The sequence below is a fragment of the Micromonospora sp. CPCC 205558 genome, assembly GCF_036902955.1.
Lineage (GTDB): Bacteria > Actinomycetota > Actinomycetes > Mycobacteriales > Micromonosporaceae > Micromonospora.
Genome location: NZ_JBAKHR010000028.1, coordinates 34,442 through 51,463, shown reverse-complemented (window position 1 = coordinate 51,463; position 17,022 = coordinate 34,442). Strand labels below are relative to the sequence as shown.

General features: G+C 72.7%; 18 protein-coding genes and 1 riboswitch. Of the genes, 10 read left to right on the top strand and 8 right to left on the bottom strand.

All coding sequences use genetic code 11. The annotated features are described in order from the left end of the window. Positions 1-72: 72 nt before the first annotated feature. On the top strand, positions 73-1,191 hold the full coding sequence (locus V6U86_RS26495) for a CaiB/BaiF CoA transferase family protein (protein WP_334507736.1): 1,119 nt from the start codon (positions 73-75) through the stop codon (positions 1,189-1,191). 26 nt (positions 1,192-1,217) lie between these two features. Beyond that, a complete protein-coding gene (locus V6U86_RS26490; RefSeq protein ID WP_334507734.1) occupies positions 1,218-1,514 on the top strand; it encodes a hypothetical protein in 297 nt (98 codons plus the stop codon). Between the two features lie 26 nt (positions 1,515-1,540). Here the strand turns inward: V6U86_RS26490 and V6U86_RS26485 are convergent, their stop codons facing one another. Together V6U86_RS26485 and V6U86_RS26480 are read right to left on the bottom strand one after the other, a co-directional pair. Then, the gene (locus V6U86_RS26485; protein WP_334507731.1) at positions 1,541-2,404 is read right to left on the bottom strand and encodes a cytochrome c oxidase assembly protein; all 864 of its coding nucleotides are present in this window, start codon (positions 2,402-2,404) and stop codon (positions 1,541-1,543) included. Then, entirely contained in the window at positions 2,401-2,703 is a 303-nt protein-coding gene (locus tag V6U86_RS26480) for a DUF2243 domain-containing protein (RefSeq protein WP_334507729.1), read from the bottom strand. The genes V6U86_RS26485 and V6U86_RS26480 overlap by 4 nt, the downstream gene beginning before the upstream one ends. Before the next feature lie 48 nt (positions 2,704-2,751). Between V6U86_RS26480 and V6U86_RS26475 the strand changes: the two genes are divergently transcribed. The 4 genes from V6U86_RS26475 (at position 2,752) to V6U86_RS26460 (ending at position 6,510) form a co-directional block, all read left to right on the top strand. Further along, on the top strand, positions 2,752-4,014 hold the full coding sequence (locus V6U86_RS26475) for a DUF2786 domain-containing protein (RefSeq protein WP_334507727.1): 1,263 nt from the start codon (positions 2,752-2,754) through the stop codon (positions 4,012-4,014). A 147-nt stretch (positions 4,015-4,161) separates the two neighbouring features. Next, a complete protein-coding gene (locus tag V6U86_RS26470; protein ID WP_244219096.1) occupies positions 4,162-4,518 on the top strand; it encodes a YciI family protein in 357 nt (118 codons plus the stop codon). Then, positions 4,515-5,768, top strand: coding sequence for an RNA polymerase sigma factor (locus V6U86_RS26465; protein WP_334507725.1), 1,254 nt, complete (start codon positions 4,515-4,517; stop codon positions 5,766-5,768). The genes V6U86_RS26470 and V6U86_RS26465 overlap by 4 nt, the downstream gene beginning before the upstream one ends. A 91-nt stretch (positions 5,769-5,859) precedes the next feature. After that, positions 5,860-6,510 (top strand): class I SAM-dependent methyltransferase, encoded by a 651-nt coding sequence (locus V6U86_RS26460; protein WP_334507722.1) that lies wholly within the window; start codon positions 5,860-5,862, stop codon positions 6,508-6,510. Between the two features lie 58 nt (positions 6,511-6,568). Here the strand turns inward: V6U86_RS26460 and V6U86_RS26455 are convergent, their stop codons facing one another. The 4 genes from V6U86_RS26455 to V6U86_RS26440 all read right to left on the bottom strand — a co-directional run bounded on the left by V6U86_RS26455 (position 6,569) and on the right by V6U86_RS26440 (position 10,231). Beyond that, positions 6,569-6,742 carry a CsbD family protein gene (locus V6U86_RS26455; protein ID WP_036410891.1) on the bottom strand — a complete coding sequence of 58 codons (174 nt, stop codon included), beginning with the start codon at positions 6,740-6,742 and terminating at the stop codon, positions 6,569-6,571. 74 nt (positions 6,743-6,816) lie between these two features. Continuing rightward, entirely contained in the window at positions 6,817-9,063 is a 2,247-nt protein-coding gene (locus V6U86_RS26450) for a heavy metal translocating P-type ATPase (RefSeq protein WP_334507717.1), read from the bottom strand. Between the two features lie 12 nt (positions 9,064-9,075). After that, positions 9,076-10,008, bottom strand: coding sequence for a hypothetical protein (locus V6U86_RS26445; RefSeq protein ID WP_334507715.1), 933 nt, complete (start codon positions 10,006-10,008; stop codon positions 9,076-9,078). 13 nt (positions 10,009-10,021) lie between these two features. Beyond that, positions 10,022-10,231: a heavy-metal-associated domain-containing protein gene (locus tag V6U86_RS26440; protein ID WP_334507713.1), complete on the bottom strand. Its 210-nt coding sequence runs from the start codon at positions 10,229-10,231 to the stop codon at positions 10,022-10,024. Between the two features lie 93 nt (positions 10,232-10,324). Between V6U86_RS26440 and V6U86_RS26435 the strand changes: the two genes are divergently transcribed. After that, entirely contained in the window at positions 10,325-10,621 is a 297-nt protein-coding gene (locus V6U86_RS26435) for a metal-sensitive transcriptional regulator (RefSeq protein WP_030329541.1), read from the top strand. 6 nt (positions 10,622-10,627) lie between these two features. Here V6U86_RS26435 and V6U86_RS26430 read toward each other — a convergent pair whose 3' ends face one another. Continuing rightward, the gene (locus V6U86_RS26430; RefSeq protein ID WP_334507708.1) at positions 10,628-12,697 is read right to left on the bottom strand and encodes a heavy metal translocating P-type ATPase; all 2,070 of its coding nucleotides are present in this window, start codon (positions 12,695-12,697) and stop codon (positions 10,628-10,630) included. A 312-nt stretch (positions 12,698-13,009) separates the two neighbouring features. Between V6U86_RS26430 and V6U86_RS26425 the strand changes: the two genes are divergently transcribed. Continuing rightward, positions 13,010-14,380 carry a YibE/F family protein gene (locus V6U86_RS26425; protein ID WP_334507706.1) on the top strand — a complete coding sequence of 457 codons (1,371 nt, stop codon included), beginning with the start codon at positions 13,010-13,012 and terminating at the stop codon, positions 14,378-14,380. Positions 14,381-14,546: 166 nt separating this feature from the next. Further along, positions 14,547-14,677: riboswitch (cyclic di-AMP (ydaO/yuaA leader) on the top strand. A gap of 4 nt (positions 14,678-14,681) precedes the next feature. Beyond that, the gene (locus V6U86_RS26420; RefSeq protein WP_334507703.1) at positions 14,682-15,701 is read left to right on the top strand and encodes a coiled-coil domain-containing protein; all 1,020 of its coding nucleotides are present in this window, start codon (positions 14,682-14,684) and stop codon (positions 15,699-15,701) included. 56 nt (positions 15,702-15,757) lie between these two features. Here the strand turns inward: V6U86_RS26420 and V6U86_RS26415 are convergent, their stop codons facing one another. Beyond that, positions 15,758-16,459, bottom strand: coding sequence for a carbonic anhydrase (locus V6U86_RS26415; protein WP_334507700.1), 702 nt, complete (start codon positions 16,457-16,459; stop codon positions 15,758-15,760). Between the two features lie 227 nt (positions 16,460-16,686). Between V6U86_RS26415 and V6U86_RS26410 the strand changes: the two genes are divergently transcribed. Then, positions 16,687-17,022 carry a helix-turn-helix transcriptional regulator gene (locus V6U86_RS26410; RefSeq protein WP_334507697.1) on the top strand — a complete coding sequence of 112 codons (336 nt, stop codon included), beginning with the start codon at positions 16,687-16,689 and terminating at the stop codon, positions 17,020-17,022.

Sequence of the window (17,022 nt, the reverse complement as noted above, 5' to 3'; positions counted from 1 at the left end):
TCCTGGCCCGCGGGAGGTTCGGAAACGGCAGACGAGCCGGACGCGGCGACGCGCCCTGGGTCGGGCGAGCCGGTGCGCGGCGGGCCGCTCACCGGGGTGCGGGTGGTCGAGCTGGCCAGCCTCGCGCCGGCGCCGTTCGGCTGCATGGTGCTCGCCGACCTCGGCGCGGACGTGGTGCGGGTGGACCGGCCGGGCGCACCCGGTGCGGGCCGGCTGGCCGCACCGACCAGCGGGCCGTTGCAGCGCGGACGGCGGGTCACCGCGCTGGACCTGAAATCCCCGGCCGGGGTGGCGGACCTGCTGCGCCTCGTCGAACGCGCGGACGTGCTGGTCGAGGCGTACCGGCCGGGGGTGGCCGAGCGGCTCGGCTTCGGGCCGCAGGTGTGCCAGGCCCGCAACCCCCGACTGGTGTACGCGCGGATGACCGGCTGGGGTCAGGACGGTCCGCTGGCCGCCCGAGCCGGGCACGACATCGACTACATCGCGGTGGCCGGGGCGTTGGAGCCGTTGGGACGGGCCGGCGAACGCCCGTACGCGCCGATGAACCTGCTCGGCGACTTCGGCGGCGGCGGCATGTTGCTCGCCGTCGGTGTGCTGGCCGCGCTGTTGGAGCGGGAGCGTTCCGGCTTCGGTCAGGTGGTCGACGCGGCGATGGTGGACGGCTCCGCGCTGCTCACCTCGTTCCTGCACGGGCTGCTCGGCACCGGCCTGTGGGCCGCTCCGCGCGGGCGCAACATGTTCGACGGCGGGGCGCCGTTCTACGACACGTACGCCACAGCCGACGGTGGGTTCATGGCCGTCGGCGCGATGGAACCGGCCTTCTACGCCGTACTGCTCACCGGCCTCGACCTCGCCGACGACCCGGACCTGCCCGCCCAGTACGACCCGAGCGGCTGGGACGAGCTGCGCCGCCGGTTCACCGCGCGGTTCGCCGAGCGCACCCGCGACGAGTGGACGGCCGTCTTCGCCGACCTGGACGCCTGCGTCGCGCCGGTGCTCGCTCCCGGCGAGGCGCCTGGGCACCCGCACAACGCCGCACGGGGTACGTTCGTCGAGGTGGGCGGCGAGATCCAACCGGCCCCGGCACCCCGCTTCGACCGCACCCCGACCGCGCGGCCAACGCCGGCACCAGATCCGATGCAGGATGTCCTGGCGGTCGAGGAGATCCTGACCGGCTGGCCGCAGCCCTGACCCGGACGATGAGGGAGTCGGCGAGCATGAGCGCGGACAGGTGGAAAGGCCACGTCAACGGAATCCTCTACGGGATTCAGTTCGACCGGGTGCTCGACGACACGGTGGTGACTCGGGTGGCCGGCGGGGTGTCCGACGGGCTCTACCCAGGGGGCCGGGCCGAGACGCTGGAGGCGCTGGGTCAGGCGTTGCGCCACCCCGGCCCCCTCAACGACGAGCTTGAGACGCACCACAGCGAAGACAGCATCCGAGCTTTCCTGCACCAGCTCTCCGCCACCCTGACCACCACCCCCCACCCCCGCCCCCCTGCTCCACGGCGGTGATCCACCGCGGTGATCCACCGCGGTGATCAAGAGGTTTCCGTCAAGGATCCGTCCTCTGGTGACGCGAACCTCTTGATCACCGCAGAGGGGTGGGGGTGGGGGCGGGGCCGGGGGTGGGGGTGGGGGCGGTGGTACCAGGTGGCGAAGAGGGCCACCGCCAGGAGCAGCTCGGCCAGGTCGCCGCCGTAGTACATGAGTTGGGCGGCCGAGCGGAACGCTTCCGGGTCGGCGTCGGTGAGGCCGGGCGGGAGGGTTTCGGCCTGGGCGTACAGGTACTTGGCCAGCACCGCGTGGCCGGCTGCGGCGGCCAGTAGCGCGCCGACCCGTACGGCCAGTCCGGGGCGACGCGGCGCCGGGTCCGGCCCGGCCAACGACCAGGCGAAGAGGTACCCGGCGGCCAGGTAGTGCAGGTGCACGGCGTGGTGCAGGACGGGTTGCCGTTCGGCTGCCGCGTACAGCGGGGTGAGCAGCACCAGCGCCAACCCGCCGGTGCTCAGCAGCGCGGTGCTGAGCGGGTGGGCGATCAGGTGCAGCGGGCGGGCGCGCAACAGCCGGCCCACCAGCCGGCGTATCGGCACGGGCGCGACGTGCAGCAGCAGCGTCACCGGGGCGCCGAGCACCAGCCCGAGCGGGGCCAGCATGCCGAGCAGCAGGTGCTGCGCCATGTGCCCGCGCGGATCAGCGGGAGTCTGGGCCAGCGGCCCGACGGCGACCGCCAACAGGGCGCAGCCGACCAGCCAGGCGGCGGTGCGCCGGTGGTCCCAACCCCGTGGGTCGCGGACGGCGGCCAGCAGGTAGCCACCCGCCAGTAACACGACCGGGAACAGCGGGAACCAGGTCGGCAGGGTCGCACCGTGCCCAGCGTGCGCCAGCGGCACGGCCGCCGTCATCGGGCGCCGGCGTCCGTTCGGCGGGACCGGGCCCACCACAGCACGGCGACGCCGGCCAGCAGCAGCACCGCGCCGGCCACGTTCCAGACCACGTCGTACGGCACCAGGTGTACGCCGTAGCGGATCTGGTGCACCCGGAGCACCTTGTGGTCGACGAGCCCGTCGAAGAGTTGGAATCCGCCGGCGCCGAGCCGGGGTGTCCGGCTGACCTGTTCACCGCGAGTTCCGGGGAAGCCGTGTTGATCAAGGAGGATGACATGCCCGTTTCGCGACTCTCCGGCCACGGGCGGCATGATCATGGAGCCTGGAGAGGCAGCGACCGTCAAAGCTCGGAGAAGGAGGTGCCCGTGCCGGACGCGGACGAACTCGTCGCCAACGCGCTCGCGGCGGTACGCGGCACAGACGTACGGCAGGCCGAACGGCAGCTGGACCACCTGATGGTCGGTACCGGCGCCGCGGACGGCACCACTGCGGTCGACGCGGCGCTGCTGCGTCGCCTGGTCCGCGGCCTGGGCCGGCTCTGGCCGCGCGGTTGGCAGCCGGTCGACGTGGACCGGATCACCGGTCGACGGCTCGACGCCCGCGCGGCCCGGCTGATCCGCGAGGCGATGGCGGTTCAGCGGCGCGACCAGGCCGAGCCGGTCCCGGCCTGGTGGGACGACCAGCTACGCGAGCTGGCGGCCAGCCAGGGTGGTGACGACCGGAAGGTGTTGGCCGGCTGGGCGACCAGGGAGGGCCTGGACCGCGCCGACGCGCTCCGCACGGCCGTGGACACTCTCGCGCTGGTGGAGAGCCTGCCGCCGATCGCGGTGCTGCGCCCGCCGCCCGGGGCGACCGGTGCGGCGCTGCCTCGCACAGCCGGTACGGCCCGCACCGGGTCACCCATGCTGGATCGGGTACGCGCGCTGCTGGCCAAGGCCGAGTCGACCACCTTCCCGGCCGAGGCGGAGGCGCTGACCGGCAAAGCCCAGGAGCTGATCGCCCGGCACAGCATCGACGAGGCGCTGCTGGCCGCCGGTTCGGAACGCGGTGACCTGCCGGGCGGGGTGCGCCTGAGCACCGACACCCCGTATGCGGGCGCGAAGGCGCTGCTGGTGCAGGAGGTGGCGGCGGCGAACCGGTGCGAGGCGGTCTGGTCCGACGATCTCGGCTTCGCCACGGTGCTGGGCTGGCCGGCCGACCTGGTGGCGGTGGAGTTGCTCTACACGTCGCTGCTGGTCCAGGCGACGGCGGCGATGCTACGCGGGCGTGCGGAGCGGCGGCCGGGGTCGGGGCGGCGGACGAAGGTCTGGGACGAGTCCTTCCTCAACGCGTTCGCGCTGCGGATCGGCGAGCGGTTGCGGGCGGCCACCGAGGCGGCGACCGACGCGGCGGACCAGGCGGCGACCGAGACGGCCGGGGCGGAACGGCTGTTGCCGGTGCTCGCGGCCCGGGGCGAGGCGGTCCGGGAGCGGCTGGAGACGCTCTTCCCCGGGGTCACCCGGCACCGGCTCAGCGTGCGCGACGCCGAGGGCTGGTCGTCCGGCACCTCGGCCGCCGACCGGGCGTCACTGGACGTCGGCGGCGGTCGGAAACCGCGACAGGTGCCCGGTCGACCCGATCCGCGCTGAGCCATCCGGCGTGGGACCGCACCCGACTGAGGTTTCTGCGATTTTCTTCGGTACGCGGTAGGGATCGGGGGAACGGCTCCGACCCTCCGGTGAGCCGCGCCCCGATCGGGGTGCGACCAGAGTCTGAGGAGCATCGCCGTGAAGTACATGCTGCTGATCTGGAACCGGCCCGGCTTCACCGAGGAGCTGAGCGAGCAGGAACGCACCGCCCTCTTCGGTGAGGTCGACGAGATCATGAAGGAGCTGACCGAGACCGGCGAGCTGATCGGCGGCCAGGCGTTGGCGAATCCGTCGCAGACGTTGACGGTCCGGCTCGTGGACGGCAGCCCCGAGGTCCTCGACGGCCCGTTCATGGAGAGCAAGGAGCAGTTCGCCGGTTACCTGGCCGTCGACTGCGACAGCCCGCAGCGGGCCGCCGAGATCGCCGCCCGCTGGCCGGACGTCAGGTACGGCGGCGCGATGGAGGTCCGCCCGATCATGGACGAGGCCGGGACGGAGATGTGACCGAGGACCGGACGGTCGAGGACCTGCTGCGCACGTTCGCGCCGCAGGTCCTCGGCCTGCTGGTCCGTCGACACGGACAGTTCGACAGGTGCGAGGACGCGGTCCAGGAGGCGTTGCTCGCCGCCGCGACGCAGTGGCCCGCACAGGGCGTACCGGACAATCCACGCGCCTGGTTGCTCACCGTGGCCACCCGCCGGCTGACCGACGAGTGGCGCAGCGAGAGCGCGCGCCGGGACCGCGAGGTGGCGGTGGCGCGGCGCGAGCCGGCGTACGCCGGGGTGGCGCCGGCGGCCGACGCGGAGCCCGCCGTTCCGGCCGACGACGACACCCTCACCCTGCTGTTCCTCTGCTGCCACCCGGCGCTGCCCGGATCGGCGCAGGTGGCGCTCACCCTGCGGGCGGTCGGCGGTCTCAGCACCGCTCAGATCGCCCGGGCACACCTGGTGCCCGAGGCGACGATGAGCCAACGGATCCGGCGGGCCAAGCAGCGGATCGAGGCCGCCGGGGCTCGGTTCAGCATGCCCGGGCCGGCTGAGCGGGACGAGCGGCTGCGGACCGTGCTGCGGGTGCTCTACCTGATCTTCAACGAGGGTTACACCGCGTCCAGTGGCCCGGACCTGCACCGGGCGGAGTTGACCGGCGAGGCGATCCGGCTGGCTCGCATCCTGCGCGGGCTGTTGCCCGACGACGGTGAGGTGACCGGGCTGCTGGCGCTGATGCTGCTGACCGACGCGCACCGGGCGGCCCGGGTGGGGCCGGACGGGGAGTTGGTGCCGCTGGCCGAGCAGGACCGCTCCCGGTGGGACGCCGCCGCCATCACCGAGGGGATCGCGCTGATCACCGAGGCGTTGACCTGGTCGCCGCCGGGCCCGTACCAGCTTCAGGCGGCGATCGCCGCGGTGCACGCCGAGGCCTCGACGGCGGCCGAGACGGACTGGCGGCAGATCGTCGCGCTCTACCGGCTGCTGGCCCGGGTCGCGCCGAACCCGATGGTCACCCTGAACCAGGCGGTGGCGGTGGCCATGGTGGACGGGCCCCGGGCCGGGCTCGCCCTGCTCACGCCGTTGGACGCCGACGAACGCACGGCTGGGCACCACCGGCTGGCTGCTGTCCGGGCCCATCTGTTGGAGCTGGCCGGGGACGTCGGTGCGGCCCGGGAGGCGTACCTGGCCGCGGCGCGGGACACCACGAGCCGGCCCGAGCAGCGCTACCTGGAGGTGCGGGCGGCCCGGCTGACCGGGCAGGGGTGAGCTAAGTCGTCTTGCCGTTCTGGCAACAATCTTTGCGCATCGCCCGGCCGCCGGTCACAGTCGTGGGCGACGCGCGAAGGAGCAGGCACAGATGACCGAGCAGCACGAGTTCGACAAGGACTACTGGGAGCGGCACTGGCACCAGACGCACCACGACCGGCCCGGCGCGATGAGCACGAGTCCCGCGCACCCGTACCTGGCCCGGGAGATCGGCGCTCTGGTGCCGGGCTCGGCGCTGGACGCCGGGTGCGGCGCGGGCGCCGAGGCGATCTCGCTCGCCGCCCACGGCTGGCAGGTCACCGCCGTCGACATCGCACCCGTCGCTCTCGCTCGCGCCGCCGAACGCGCGACGGAGAGCGGGGTGTCCGAGCGGGTGCGCTGGGTGGAGGCAGACCTGACGGCCTGGGCCCCGGACACACGGTTCGACCTGGTCACGACGCACTATGCGCACCCCGCGATGCCGCAGTTGGCCTTCTACGACCGGATCGCCGGGTGGGTGGCGCCCGGCGGCACCCTGCTGATCGTCGGGCATCTGCACACCCCGGACGCCACCGAGCACGGGCACGGGCACGGGCATGACCACCACCCGCCGGCCGAGGCATCGGTCACCCTCGCGGACATCACCGCCGGCCTGGACAGCGCCACCTGGGAGATCATCACGGCGGAGGAGCAGCGTCGCACGATGCCGGGCCGGGAGGCCACGCTGCACGACGTCGTCGTCCGCGCCACCCGACGCCCCTGAGCACAACGCACGCCGGGCCGGTGATGATCACCGGCCCGGCGTGCGGTTACGTCGTACGTCAGCTCTTGAAGGCGTCCTTGATCTTCTCGCCCGCCTGCTTGAGCTTGGCGGTGGACTGGTCAGCGCGACCCTCCGCCTCCAACTGCTCGTTGTCGGTGGCCCGACCAGCGCCTTCCTTCAGCTTGCCGGTCGCGTCCTCGGTGGCGTTGTTGATCTTGTCGTCGAAACCCATTGCCAACCTCCATTGCAAGCGTCGCTACGACCACTGAGGTACCCCCGACGCCACCGGCCCAACCATCACCACCGTCACAGATCGGCAGCTGCCGACCGGAAGCGACGCAGGCGCAGGCTGTTGGCCACCACGAAGACCGAGGAGAGCGCCATCGTGGCACCGGCGATCATCGGGTTGAGCAACCCGGCGGCGGCCAACGGCAGGGCCGCCACGTTGTAGCCGAACGCCCAGAACAGGTTGCCCCGGATGATGCCGAGCGTGCGTCGGGACAACCGGATGGCGTCGACAGCGGCGGCCAGGTCGCCCCGCATGAGGGTGAGGTCGGCCGCCTCGATCGCCACGTCGGTGCCGGTGCCCATGGCCAGCCCCAGGTCGGCCTGGGCCAGCGCCGGAGCGTCGTTCACCCCGTCACCGACCATCGCCACCGACCGCCCCTCGGCTTGGAGCCGCTTGATCACGTCCACCTTCCCGGCCGGCAGCACCTCGGCAATCACCTCGTCGACGCCCACCTCGGCGGCGACCGCGCGAGCCACTGTGGTGTTGTCGCCGGTCAGCAGGACCGGGGTCAGCCCCAGCGCGCGCAACCGGGCCACCGCCGCCCGGCTGCTCGGCCGGACCACGTCGGCGACCGCGAGCACCCCGCGGGCCCGCCCGTCCCAACCGGCGACGATCGCCGTCCGGCCGGCGGCCTCCGCGTCGCGCACGGCCCACTCGACCTCCGGTGGTACGTCGAAGTCGCGCTCGCGCAGCAACTGGACCCGGCCGACCAGCACGGCCCGCCCGTCGACAGTGCCGGTCACCCCCAGCCCTTCGAGGTTGCCGAAGCCGGTCACCGGGGCCAGCGCGCCCGCATCGGTGGCGGCGGCGGCGACCGCACGGGCGATCGGGTGCTCGGAGGCGGCCTCCACCGCCCCGGCGAGTTGGAGCAGCTCGGCCCGATCCACACCGCTGGCCGGGACCACGTCCACCAATGTCATCCGACCGGTCGTCACGGTGCCGGTCTTGTCGAGCACCACGGTGTCCACCCGACGGGTCGACTCCAGCACCTCCGGGCCCTTGATCAACACGCCGAGCTGGGCGCCCCGACCGGTGCCGACCAGCAACGCGGTCGGTGTGGCCAGGCCGAGCGCGCACGGGCACGCGATGATCAGCACGGCCACGGCGGCGGTGAACGCGGCGGTCGGGCCGGCCCCGGTGCCGAGCCACCAGCCGAGCGTGCCGACGGCGAGGGTGATGACGATCGGTACGAAGACCCCGGAGATCCGGTCCGCCAGCCGCTGTACTGCCGCCTTGCCACTCTGCGCCTGCTCGACCAGGTCGGCCATCCGGGCAAGCTGGGTGTCCGCGCCGACCCGGGTGGCGGTGACGATCAGCCGCCCACCCGCGTTGATCGTGGCGCCGACCACACCGTCGCCCGGGGCGACCTCGACCGGCACCGACTCGCCGGTGAGCATGCTGGCGTCGACCGCTGAGGTGCCCTCGTCGACCACCCCGTCGGTGGCGATCTTCTCCCCGGGGCGAACCACGAACCGGTCACCGACGACGAGCCGGTCCACCGGGATCAGCGTCTCCACGCCGTCGCGCAGCACCGCCACGTCCTTGGCGCCGAGGTCGAGCAGGGCGCGCAGGGCGGCGCCGGCGGTGCGCTTGGACCGGGCCTCGAAGTAGCGGCCGGCCAGGATGAACACGGTGACCCCGGCGGCCGCCTCCAGGTAGATGTTGCCGGCGCCGTCGGTCCGGGTGATGTCGAAGCGGAACGGGTGCGTCATTCCGGGCATCCCCGCGTCACCGAGGAAGAGCGCCCACAGCGACCAACCGAACGCGGCCAGGGTGCCGAGCGACACCAGCGTGTCCATGGTGGCCGCACCGTGCCGCAGGTTCGTCCAGGCGGCCCGGTGGAACGGCAGCCCACCCCAGACCACCACCGGGGCGGCCAGGGTCAGCGACAGCCACTGCCAGTAGTCGAACTGCCAGGCCGGGACCATGGCCAGCAGCACCACCGGCACGCTCAGGACCACCGAGACCCAGAGCCGGGTACGCGGGCCCCGCAACGGGTCCACCGGGGGTTCCGCGCTGGGCGGGGCCGGCAGCGCCGCCGTGTAGCCGGTCTTCTGGACGGTCCCGATCAGGTCGTCCGGCGTGACGCCGTCGACGTACCGGACGGTCGCCTTCTCGGTGGCGTAGTTGACGGTGGCGCTCACCCCGTCCATCCGGTTGAGCTTCTTCTCGATCCGGGCGGCGCACGCGGCGCAGGTCATCCCGCCGATCGCGAGTTCGATCCGGTTCGGTGCCTCGGGCAGCGGTCTGCTGGTGGTGGTCATCGCCTGGTCCCGTCAGTTGTGTCCGTGCCCGGGGGTGCCGTGGTCGGCCCCGCCGGTCGGCGCCGGCCCGCTCGAGGTGGGGGCGGCTCCGGGGACGACTGTGAACTCGGCGGTGTGCACCCGCCCGCCGTGTTGGAAGTCGAGGTAGAGCCGGTAGCTGCCGGTAGAGGGCACCTCGGCGAGGAAGGTGACGGCCGGACCGGGCCGGGTGCGCCCGTCGCCCGGCGTCCCGTCCGGGTGCACGTGCAGGTACGCCAGATCACCGCGGCGCAGCGCCACCAGGTGCCCGTACGCGCCCAGGTGGGGCTCCAGGTCGGTGACCGGCTGTCCGTCCCGGCTGATGGTCAGGGTCAGTGACGATGTGCGGCCGGGCTGCGGCGCACCGGTCAGGGTGACCGTGTAGCCGTCGACTGTGGTGCTGGTCGCCGGGGCTGGCAACGGCCGTTCGGTCAGCTCGCCGGGGACTGTCACGTCCACGCCGAGGGTCAGCGGCTCACCCCCGGTCGGGGTGAAGTCGGCGAAGGCCCGCCACTGCCCGGGGCCGGTCAGCGGGGTGTCGACCCGCCAGGTGCCGTCCGGGCCCAGCTCGGGGTGGACGTGACGGAAGCCGGAGAGGTCCCGGCGGGCGACGATCAGGTGCATCTGCTTGTCGTGCGCCACCTCGTACCGGGTGACCGGGCGGCCGTCCGGGCCGGCGATCCGGAAGGCGAACTCGCCGGCCGGGGCGTCGGCCGGTTCGAGGGTGTAGCCCCGCTCGGAGACGAGCAGCCCGCCGGGGAGCTGGTCGGCCGTCCCGCCGTGCTCGGGTGCCGACGGGGTGGTGGCGGCCTCGTGCCGGCTCTCGGCGACCGGGGTCGGGTCGACGACCCGGCCGATCCCGTAGGTCGCGCCGAAGACCGCCGTCAGGCCGACTGCGAACCCGGCCAGTTTGGTCACCGTACGCACGCCGGCCCTCCGATCACGCGTCGACGAGGTCGTAACCGGCCTCGTCGACGGCGGCTCGGACAACCGCGGTGTCCAGCGGCTGATCACTGCTGACGGTGACCCGGCCGGCCGCGAGGTCGACCTGGACGTCACGCACGCCCTCGATGGCGCCGACCTCGGAGCTCACCGCGCTGACGCAGTGCCCACAGGTCATGCCCTGCACCTGGTACGTCGTGTTGACCATCGGATCGTCTCCCTTTCGGTACCGGTACCCGGTGGGGGTATCTCGCAAGGAGGACCGTACCATACCCCCTGGGGGTAGGCTATCCTGGTCGGCATGACCGCACCCACCCCGATCCGCGGATACACCGCCAGCAAGGACCAACTGCTCGCGCGGCTCCGCCGCGTCGAGGGGCAGGTCCGGGGCATCGAGAAGATGGTCGACGACGACCGCTACTGCATCGACGTGCTCACCCAGATCTCCGCGATCCAGGCCGCCCTCGACAAGGTGGCCCTGGGGCTGCTCGACGGTCACGCCCGGCACTGCATGCACGAGGGCGCCGCCGAGGGGCGGGCCGACGAGATGGCCACCGAGATGATGGCGGCGGTCGGCCGGCTCATGAAGCGCGGCTGACAGCCCTCAGTCCGACGCGGGATCCAGACGGACCCGGCGCAACAGCTGCGCATTGAGCGCCACCACGATCGTGGACGCCGACATCAGCACCGCGGCCACCGCAGGGCTCAACGCCACACCGGCCCAGGCCAGCGCTCCCGCCGCCAGCGGCAGCGCCAGCACGTTGTAGCCGGCCGCCCAGGCCAGGTTCTGACGCATCTTCCGGTACGACGCCCGGGACAGCCGGACCACCGCCGCCACCCCGCGCGGGTCCGAGGACGCCAGCACCACCCCGGCGGACTCGATCGCCACATCGGTGCCCGCGCCGATCGCGATACCCACGTCCGCCCGGGCCAGCGCCGGCGCGTCGTTCACCCCGTCGCCGACCATCGCCACCACCAACCCCCGCCGCTGGAGCTCGGCCACCCGATCATCCTTCTCGGCCGGCAGCACCTCGGCGAAGACCTCGTCGACGCCCGCTCGGAAGCCGAGGTCGGCGGCGACCGCCTCGGCCACCGGCCGCGCGTCACCAGTGATCATGGCGATGATCCGGACACCCTCGGCGCGCAACTCGTCGACGGCGCGCCGGGCCTCCGGACGCACCTCGTCGGTCAACGCGAACGCACCGAGCACGGTGTCCGGCAGCCGCACCAGGTGCAACACCGCCGCACCCCGTGCCGACCACCGCGCGGTCGCGGCCTCCACCTCCGCCGGGAGCGGAAGGCCCAGCTCCCGCAGCAGCGCCGGCCCGCCCACCGCGTACTGCGTACCGTCGATTGTCGCCTGCACCCCGCGGCCCGGCATCGCCCGAAACCCGGCGGCCCGGGCCGGGCCGGTCGACCCGGCCGCCGCCACGATCGCCCGGGCCAACGGATGTTCGCTCTCCGACTCGACGCCGGCCGCGATCCGCAGCACCTCGTCCCGTTCGATGCCCGGCGCCGCCACCAAATCGGTCACCCCGTGCTCGCCCCGGGTCAGCGTGCCGGTCTTGTCGAAGAGCACCGCGCCGACCGTCCGCATCCGCTCCAACGCCAACCGGTCCTTGACCAGGATCCCGGACCGCGCGGCGAGCGCGGTGGAGAGCGCGACGACAAGCGGGATGGCGAGACCCAGCGCGTGCGGGCAGGCGATCACCAGGACGGTGACCGCACGGACCACCGCCTCGTCCGGCTGACCGAGCGCGGTCCAGACCAGCACGGTCAGCACGGCGGTGCCGGTGGCCAGGTAGAACAGCGCGGCGGCGAACCGGTCGGCCAACAGCTGGGCCCGTCCACCGGAGGCCTGGGCCTGCGCGACCATCCGCTCGATGCCGGCGAGGGCCGTCTGCTCACCCACCGCCTCCACGCGTACCCGGATCGCCGAGTCGGTGGCGACGGTGCCGGCCACCACCCGGTCGCCCGTCGACCGGGCGACCGGTCGCGACTCGCCGGTGATCATCGACTCGTCCAGCTCGGCACCGCCCTCGACCACCCGGCCGTCCGCCGGCACCCGACCTCCCGGCCGGACCAGCACCACGTCCCCGATCCGCAGACCGGTCACCGGCACCGCCTCGACCCGTCCGTCCGCCGCCACCCGTTCGGCCTCGTCCGGCAACAGCGCGGCCAGCGCCGCCAACGCGCCCTGCGCCTGCCCGATGGCCTTCATCTCCTGCCAGTGCCCGAGCAGCATGATGGTGACCAGCGCGGCCAACTCCCACCAGAAGTCCAGGTCGAAGGCGCCGAGGCTGGTCGCCAGGGACGCGGCGTACGCGACGGTGATCGCCATCGCGACCAGCAGCATCATCCCGGGCGCCCGGTCCCGCACCTCGCGGACCGCGCCGACCAGGAACGGCCAACCGCCCCACCAGAACACCACCGAGCCGAGCACCGGGCCCACCCAGGGCCGCCCGGGAACACCCTCCCCGGCCAGGCCCAACTGATTCGACACGAGATGACTCGTCAGCACCACCGGGATGGTCAACACCAGGCAGACCCAGAACCGGCGGCGGAACATCGCCGGATCGTGCCCGGCGTGCTTGTCGTGCCCGGCGTGCTTGTCGTGCGGCGTGGGTCCGGCGCGCTGCGGGTGATCGGGTTCGGGCGGTGACGGAGCGGGCATGGTTCCAACATGCCGCCCCGGGGGCCGTCACGCGAGTGGTTCGGCCACCCGACACTCCGCCACGACCTGCAACCCGCGGGCGGGCTGGCTAGCATCTCCCGCGATGGCCCTCCGTATGCCGCTGCACAGTTGGGCACCGACGCCGCCACGACCTGACGTCGCCCCCCGGCCGACCAGGCCGAACACTGACCGTCCGTGATCAAGCGGTCGTCTGGCAGCGATACGCCCCGCCGCCCGCCGCATTCCCACCGAAACGGTGAACCGCCCGGCCCGCTGACCCGTACCCCGCACTGGATCGTTGGGAGTCTCGCCTTGGGTTCCGACCACACCCGCCCGGCTCCGTCCGCCCCACCGAGGGCGCGACGGATCCTCGTCGTGACGGTGGTACCCCTCTTCGTCGCCACCGTGCTCGCCGCGGTGCTGCTCTGGCCGCGCAGCGGGTCACCGCAGACCGACGGTGGCGCGGACCTGCCGCGCTACTCCGGCACGGTCACCCGGGTGGTGAGCGAGCCGTGCCCGCCGATGCCGTCGGTCCCCGACGGCACACCGGGGGTCGGCGACCGACGGTGCGGCACTGTCGACGTCCGGGTGGACGACGGGCCGACCGCCGGCCAACAGGTACGGACCCCGGTGCCGGACGGACCCGGCGCACCACGGGTCGAGGTCGGCGACAAGGTCATCCTGGTCGAGCTGGCCGATCCCACCGATCCCACCACCAGCAACTGGAACATCGCCGAGCACCAGCGCGGCACCCCGATGGTGTGGCTGGCGGTGGTCTTCGCGGCCGCGATCGTCGCGTTCGGCCGGTGGCGGGGTCTGGCCGCGCTCGCCGGGTTGGCCGCCAGCTTCGCCATCCTGCTCACCTTCGTGCTGCCGGGCATCGGCGCCGGCAGGTCACCACTGCTGGTGGCGGTGGTGGGCGCCGCCCTGATCATGTTCGTGGTGCTCTATCTGACGCACGGGGTCACCGCACAGACCTCTGTCGCTGTGCTCGGCACCCTGGGCAGCCTGGTGCTGACCGGCGTACTCGCCACCATCGCTACGGCCGCGACCCACCTCACCGGCTTCGGCAGCGAGGACGCCACCACCCTGTCGATGTTCCAGGGCGACGTGGACCTGCACGGTCTGCTGCTCGCCGGGATCATCATCGGATCGCTCGGAGTGCTCGACGACGTGACTGTCACCCAGGCGGCCACCGTCACCGAATTGGCGAACGCCAACCCCGGGCTGACCCGGTTGCAGCTGTACCGGGCGGCCACCCGGGTCGGCCGCGCGCACATCGCCTCCACCGTCAACACCATCGTCCTGGCGTACGCGGGCGCCTCGCTACCCCTGTTGCTCCTGCTCACCGCCGACTCGCGACCGATCGGGCAGATCCTCACCAGTGAGTTCCTCGCTCAGGAGATCGTCCGCAGCGCGGTCGCCACCCTCGGTCTGATCGCCGCCGTGCCGCTGACCACCGGGCTGGCCGCCGTCGTGACCGCCGCCGGGCGCACCGATGCGACGCCGTCCGCCGACACGCCCGCGTCGCGACCCCAGCCGCGTCGCACGGAGGCACTGGCCGCACTCATCTCACCGCGAACGGCCGGCTCCAACGAGCTGAACCGGCCGCGGGCCGCACCCCCATCCGAGGCCACCGACCGGTGGCCGGAGTCGAACAGGAGCACGGATACGGCATGGTGACACTCCTCAGCGTGACCAGATCGGGCATCCACCCTGAGAACCGCGTCACTGGTCACTTAACGTTATGGCGAAATGACGCTTTTGATCGGCATCCAGGCGTAGCTCACCCGGTCGACTCTCGGGTAACCTCGCTGCCGGTTACCGATGAAGGCGCGAAGCGGCGCCTGCGGTGCCACCGCCCAATCGCCAACCGGCGAGCCGGGGACCCAGGTACCTGGGGTGAATCCGCGTCAGCGGTAGGGGCCGCTTCCGCCCCGAACCCGTCAGCTAACCCGGTCGGCGGTCGACGGAAGGGAACATTGTGACGGCACCCCTACGCCGCTGGTTGACACCCGCGGTGGCCGTGATCGCCGCACTGACCGTGCTCGCCGGGCCAATCCCGGCGGTCGCCGCCCCGACGAACCCCACACCGTCCGGGCACGAGGAGGACGGCGAGCCCAAGCTGCTCAACGACGTCATCGAGCAGGCCAACCGCGACTACTCCGCCGCCAAGTCCAAGCTGGACAAATCCAAGAAGCGGCAGAGCGAGTTGGCCGCGGAGGTCGACCGGGCCAACGCCGACCTGGCAGCGCTGGCCCCGCAGGTCGGGCAGATCGCCGCCCAGGCCTACCGGACCGGCCGGATCGGCGCGATCGCGATGCTGCTGGAGAGCGACGCCCCCGACTCGTTCGTCCAGCGCGCGGCCGTGCTCGACGAGATGAACATGGTCAACGAGAAGAAGCTCTCCGAGGTCAACGAGGTGAAGGCCCGCGCCGAGCAGGCCAAGCTGGCCCTCGACACGGAGGTTCGGGAGCAGCAGAAGCAGACCGCCCTGATGGCGAAGCGGAAGAGCGAGGCCGACAAGGCGCTCTCCCTCGTCGGCGGTAAGGGCTTCACCGGCGGCCTGGTGGACGCCACCTCTCCGGTCGCGAAGATCGGCCCGGGTCGCACGGCCGACGGTGACTGGAAGGCCCAGTCGTGCAGCGAGAACGACCCCACCACGTCCGGCTGCGTCACCCCCCGCACGCTGCACGCGTACAAGGAGGTCAAGCGGGCCGGCTTCAACCGGTTCGTCGGCTGCTACCGCTCCGGTGGGCCGTGGGAGCACCCAAAGGGCCGCGCCTGCGACTGGTCGCTCCAGAAGAGCGGCTTCTCGCCGTGGCACAACGAAGACACCCGGACGTACGGCAACAACGTCGCCGCGTTCCTCATCCGTAACGCCGACCGGCTCGGCATCTACTACGTGATCTGGAACCGGCAGATCTGGTTCCCGGCCACCGGCTGGAAGTCGTACAGCGGGCCATCGAACCACACCGACCACGTCCACATGTCGCTGCTCTGACCCGCTCGATCCCCGTCGAGGGCCGTTCCGCGTGACGCGGAGCGGCCCTCGTCGCGTCAAACGGTGGCCGGGGAGTCCAGCGTCGCGAAGCCTGCCGGCACGGCGGCCACCGGGCGTGCCGCTCCGGCGGCCAGCCGGTAGGACATCCCCACCACCGCGCACCGCCCCCGCGTCACCTCGTCGGCAAGCACCGGGGACTGCCCGAGCAACGTCGCGACGGTCTGTGCGATGTGGATGTCGACAATGCCGTCAATGTCATCCACGCCCTCGGCCTCGGCCCGGCGCAGGCTGGGCAGCACGGCGTCGACCACCGCGCGCAGATGGCCACTCGGTGCGGTACCGGTCGCGGCGGACTCTCGGGCGGCCTGCACCGCACCGCACGAGTCGTGGCCGAGCACCACCACCAGCGGAGTGCCGAGCACGGTCACCGCGTACTCGACGCTGCCGAGCACCTCGGGGCCGGCGGTGTGCCCGGCCGTGCGAACCACGAACAGGTCACCCAGCCCTCGGTCGAAAATGATCTCGGCGGCCAGCCGGGAGTCGGAGCAGCCGACGATCACCGCGAACGGGTGTTGCCCGTCGGCCACGGCGGCCCGGTGCCCGGCATCCTGGTTGGGGTGGCGTGGCGTGCCGCCGACGAAGCGTCGATTGCCGGATACCAGCTCCGCGTACGCCCGGGCCGGCTCGCTGGGCGCGGACGCTCGGTCGGTGGTCCGCTGCGAACCCGGCTGACCGCCGGCGCTCCCGATATGGCTCATCCCGCACCTCGTATCGACGCATTTCACCTGGTCAAACCGACTTTTCCGCCGGCCGGGTGGCGGGCGCTCACTCGCGCTCCACCGTCACACGCACCCTAAGATACGTCAAGGTATACGTGATTTAGATTTCATACGTTGACCCCGGTCGCCCCCTGGGCAACCAACCCAGGGCGGGACCGACAAGACTCTCGCGAGGGCAGGCGGACATCCAGGAAGGCGGTCACACGATGACGAGCACGGTGACGGGCGACACCGACGGCGGGCGGAACTGGACGTTCCTCACCAATCACGGGCACGTCCTGCTGGCCATCGGCCGCGATCCGACCGCCCGGCTGCGCGACGTCGCAGCCGAGGTCGGCGTGACCGAACGGGCCGCACAGGCGATCGTTGCCGACCTGGAGGCGGGCGGCTACCTGCACCGCACCCGGGTCGGACGACGCAACGAGTACACCCTCAACCCGGCCGGCCGGTTCCGGCACCCGGCCGAGGCCGACCGGCAGGTCGGCGACCTGCTCGCACTGTTCGCCGACACCCCCACCGCGAAAGCGCACCCCCAGGGCTGA

Coding starts and splice junctions, on each gene's coding strand:
- V6U86_RS26415 (WP_334507700.1), bottom strand. CDS start 16,459: ATGAGCCATATCGGGAGCGCCGGCGGTCAGCCGGGTTCGCAGCGGACC.
- V6U86_RS26410 (WP_334507697.1), top strand. CDS start 16,687: ATGACGAGCACGGTGACGGGCGACACCGACGGCGGGCGGAACTGGACG.
- V6U86_RS26460 (WP_334507722.1), top strand. CDS start 5,860: ATGACCGAGCAGCACGAGTTCGACAAGGACTACTGGGAGCGGCACTGG.
- V6U86_RS26455 (WP_036410891.1), bottom strand. CDS start 6,742: ATGGGTTTCGACGACAAGATCAACAACGCCACCGAGGACGCGACCGGC.
- V6U86_RS26435 (WP_030329541.1), top strand. CDS start 10,325: ATGACCGCACCCACCCCGATCCGCGGATACACCGCCAGCAAGGACCAA.
- V6U86_RS26430 (WP_334507708.1), bottom strand. CDS start 12,697: ATGCCCGCTCCGTCACCGCCCGAACCCGATCACCCGCAGCGCGCCGGA.
- V6U86_RS26440 (WP_334507713.1), bottom strand. CDS start 10,231: ATGGTCAACACGACGTACCAGGTGCAGGGCATGACCTGTGGGCACTGC.
- V6U86_RS26470 (WP_244219096.1), top strand. CDS start 4,162: ATGCTGCTGATCTGGAACCGGCCCGGCTTCACCGAGGAGCTGAGCGAG.
- V6U86_RS26490 (WP_334507734.1), top strand. CDS start 1,218: ATGAGCGCGGACAGGTGGAAAGGCCACGTCAACGGAATCCTCTACGGG.
- V6U86_RS26450 (WP_334507717.1), bottom strand. CDS start 9,063: ATGACCACCACCAGCAGACCGCTGCCCGAGGCACCGAACCGGATCGAA.
- V6U86_RS26485 (WP_334507731.1), bottom strand. CDS start 2,404: ATGACGGCGGCCGTGCCGCTGGCGCACGCTGGGCACGGTGCGACCCTG.
- V6U86_RS26480 (WP_334507729.1), bottom strand. CDS start 2,703: ATGATCATGCCGCCCGTGGCCGGAGAGTCGCGAAACGGGCATGTCATC.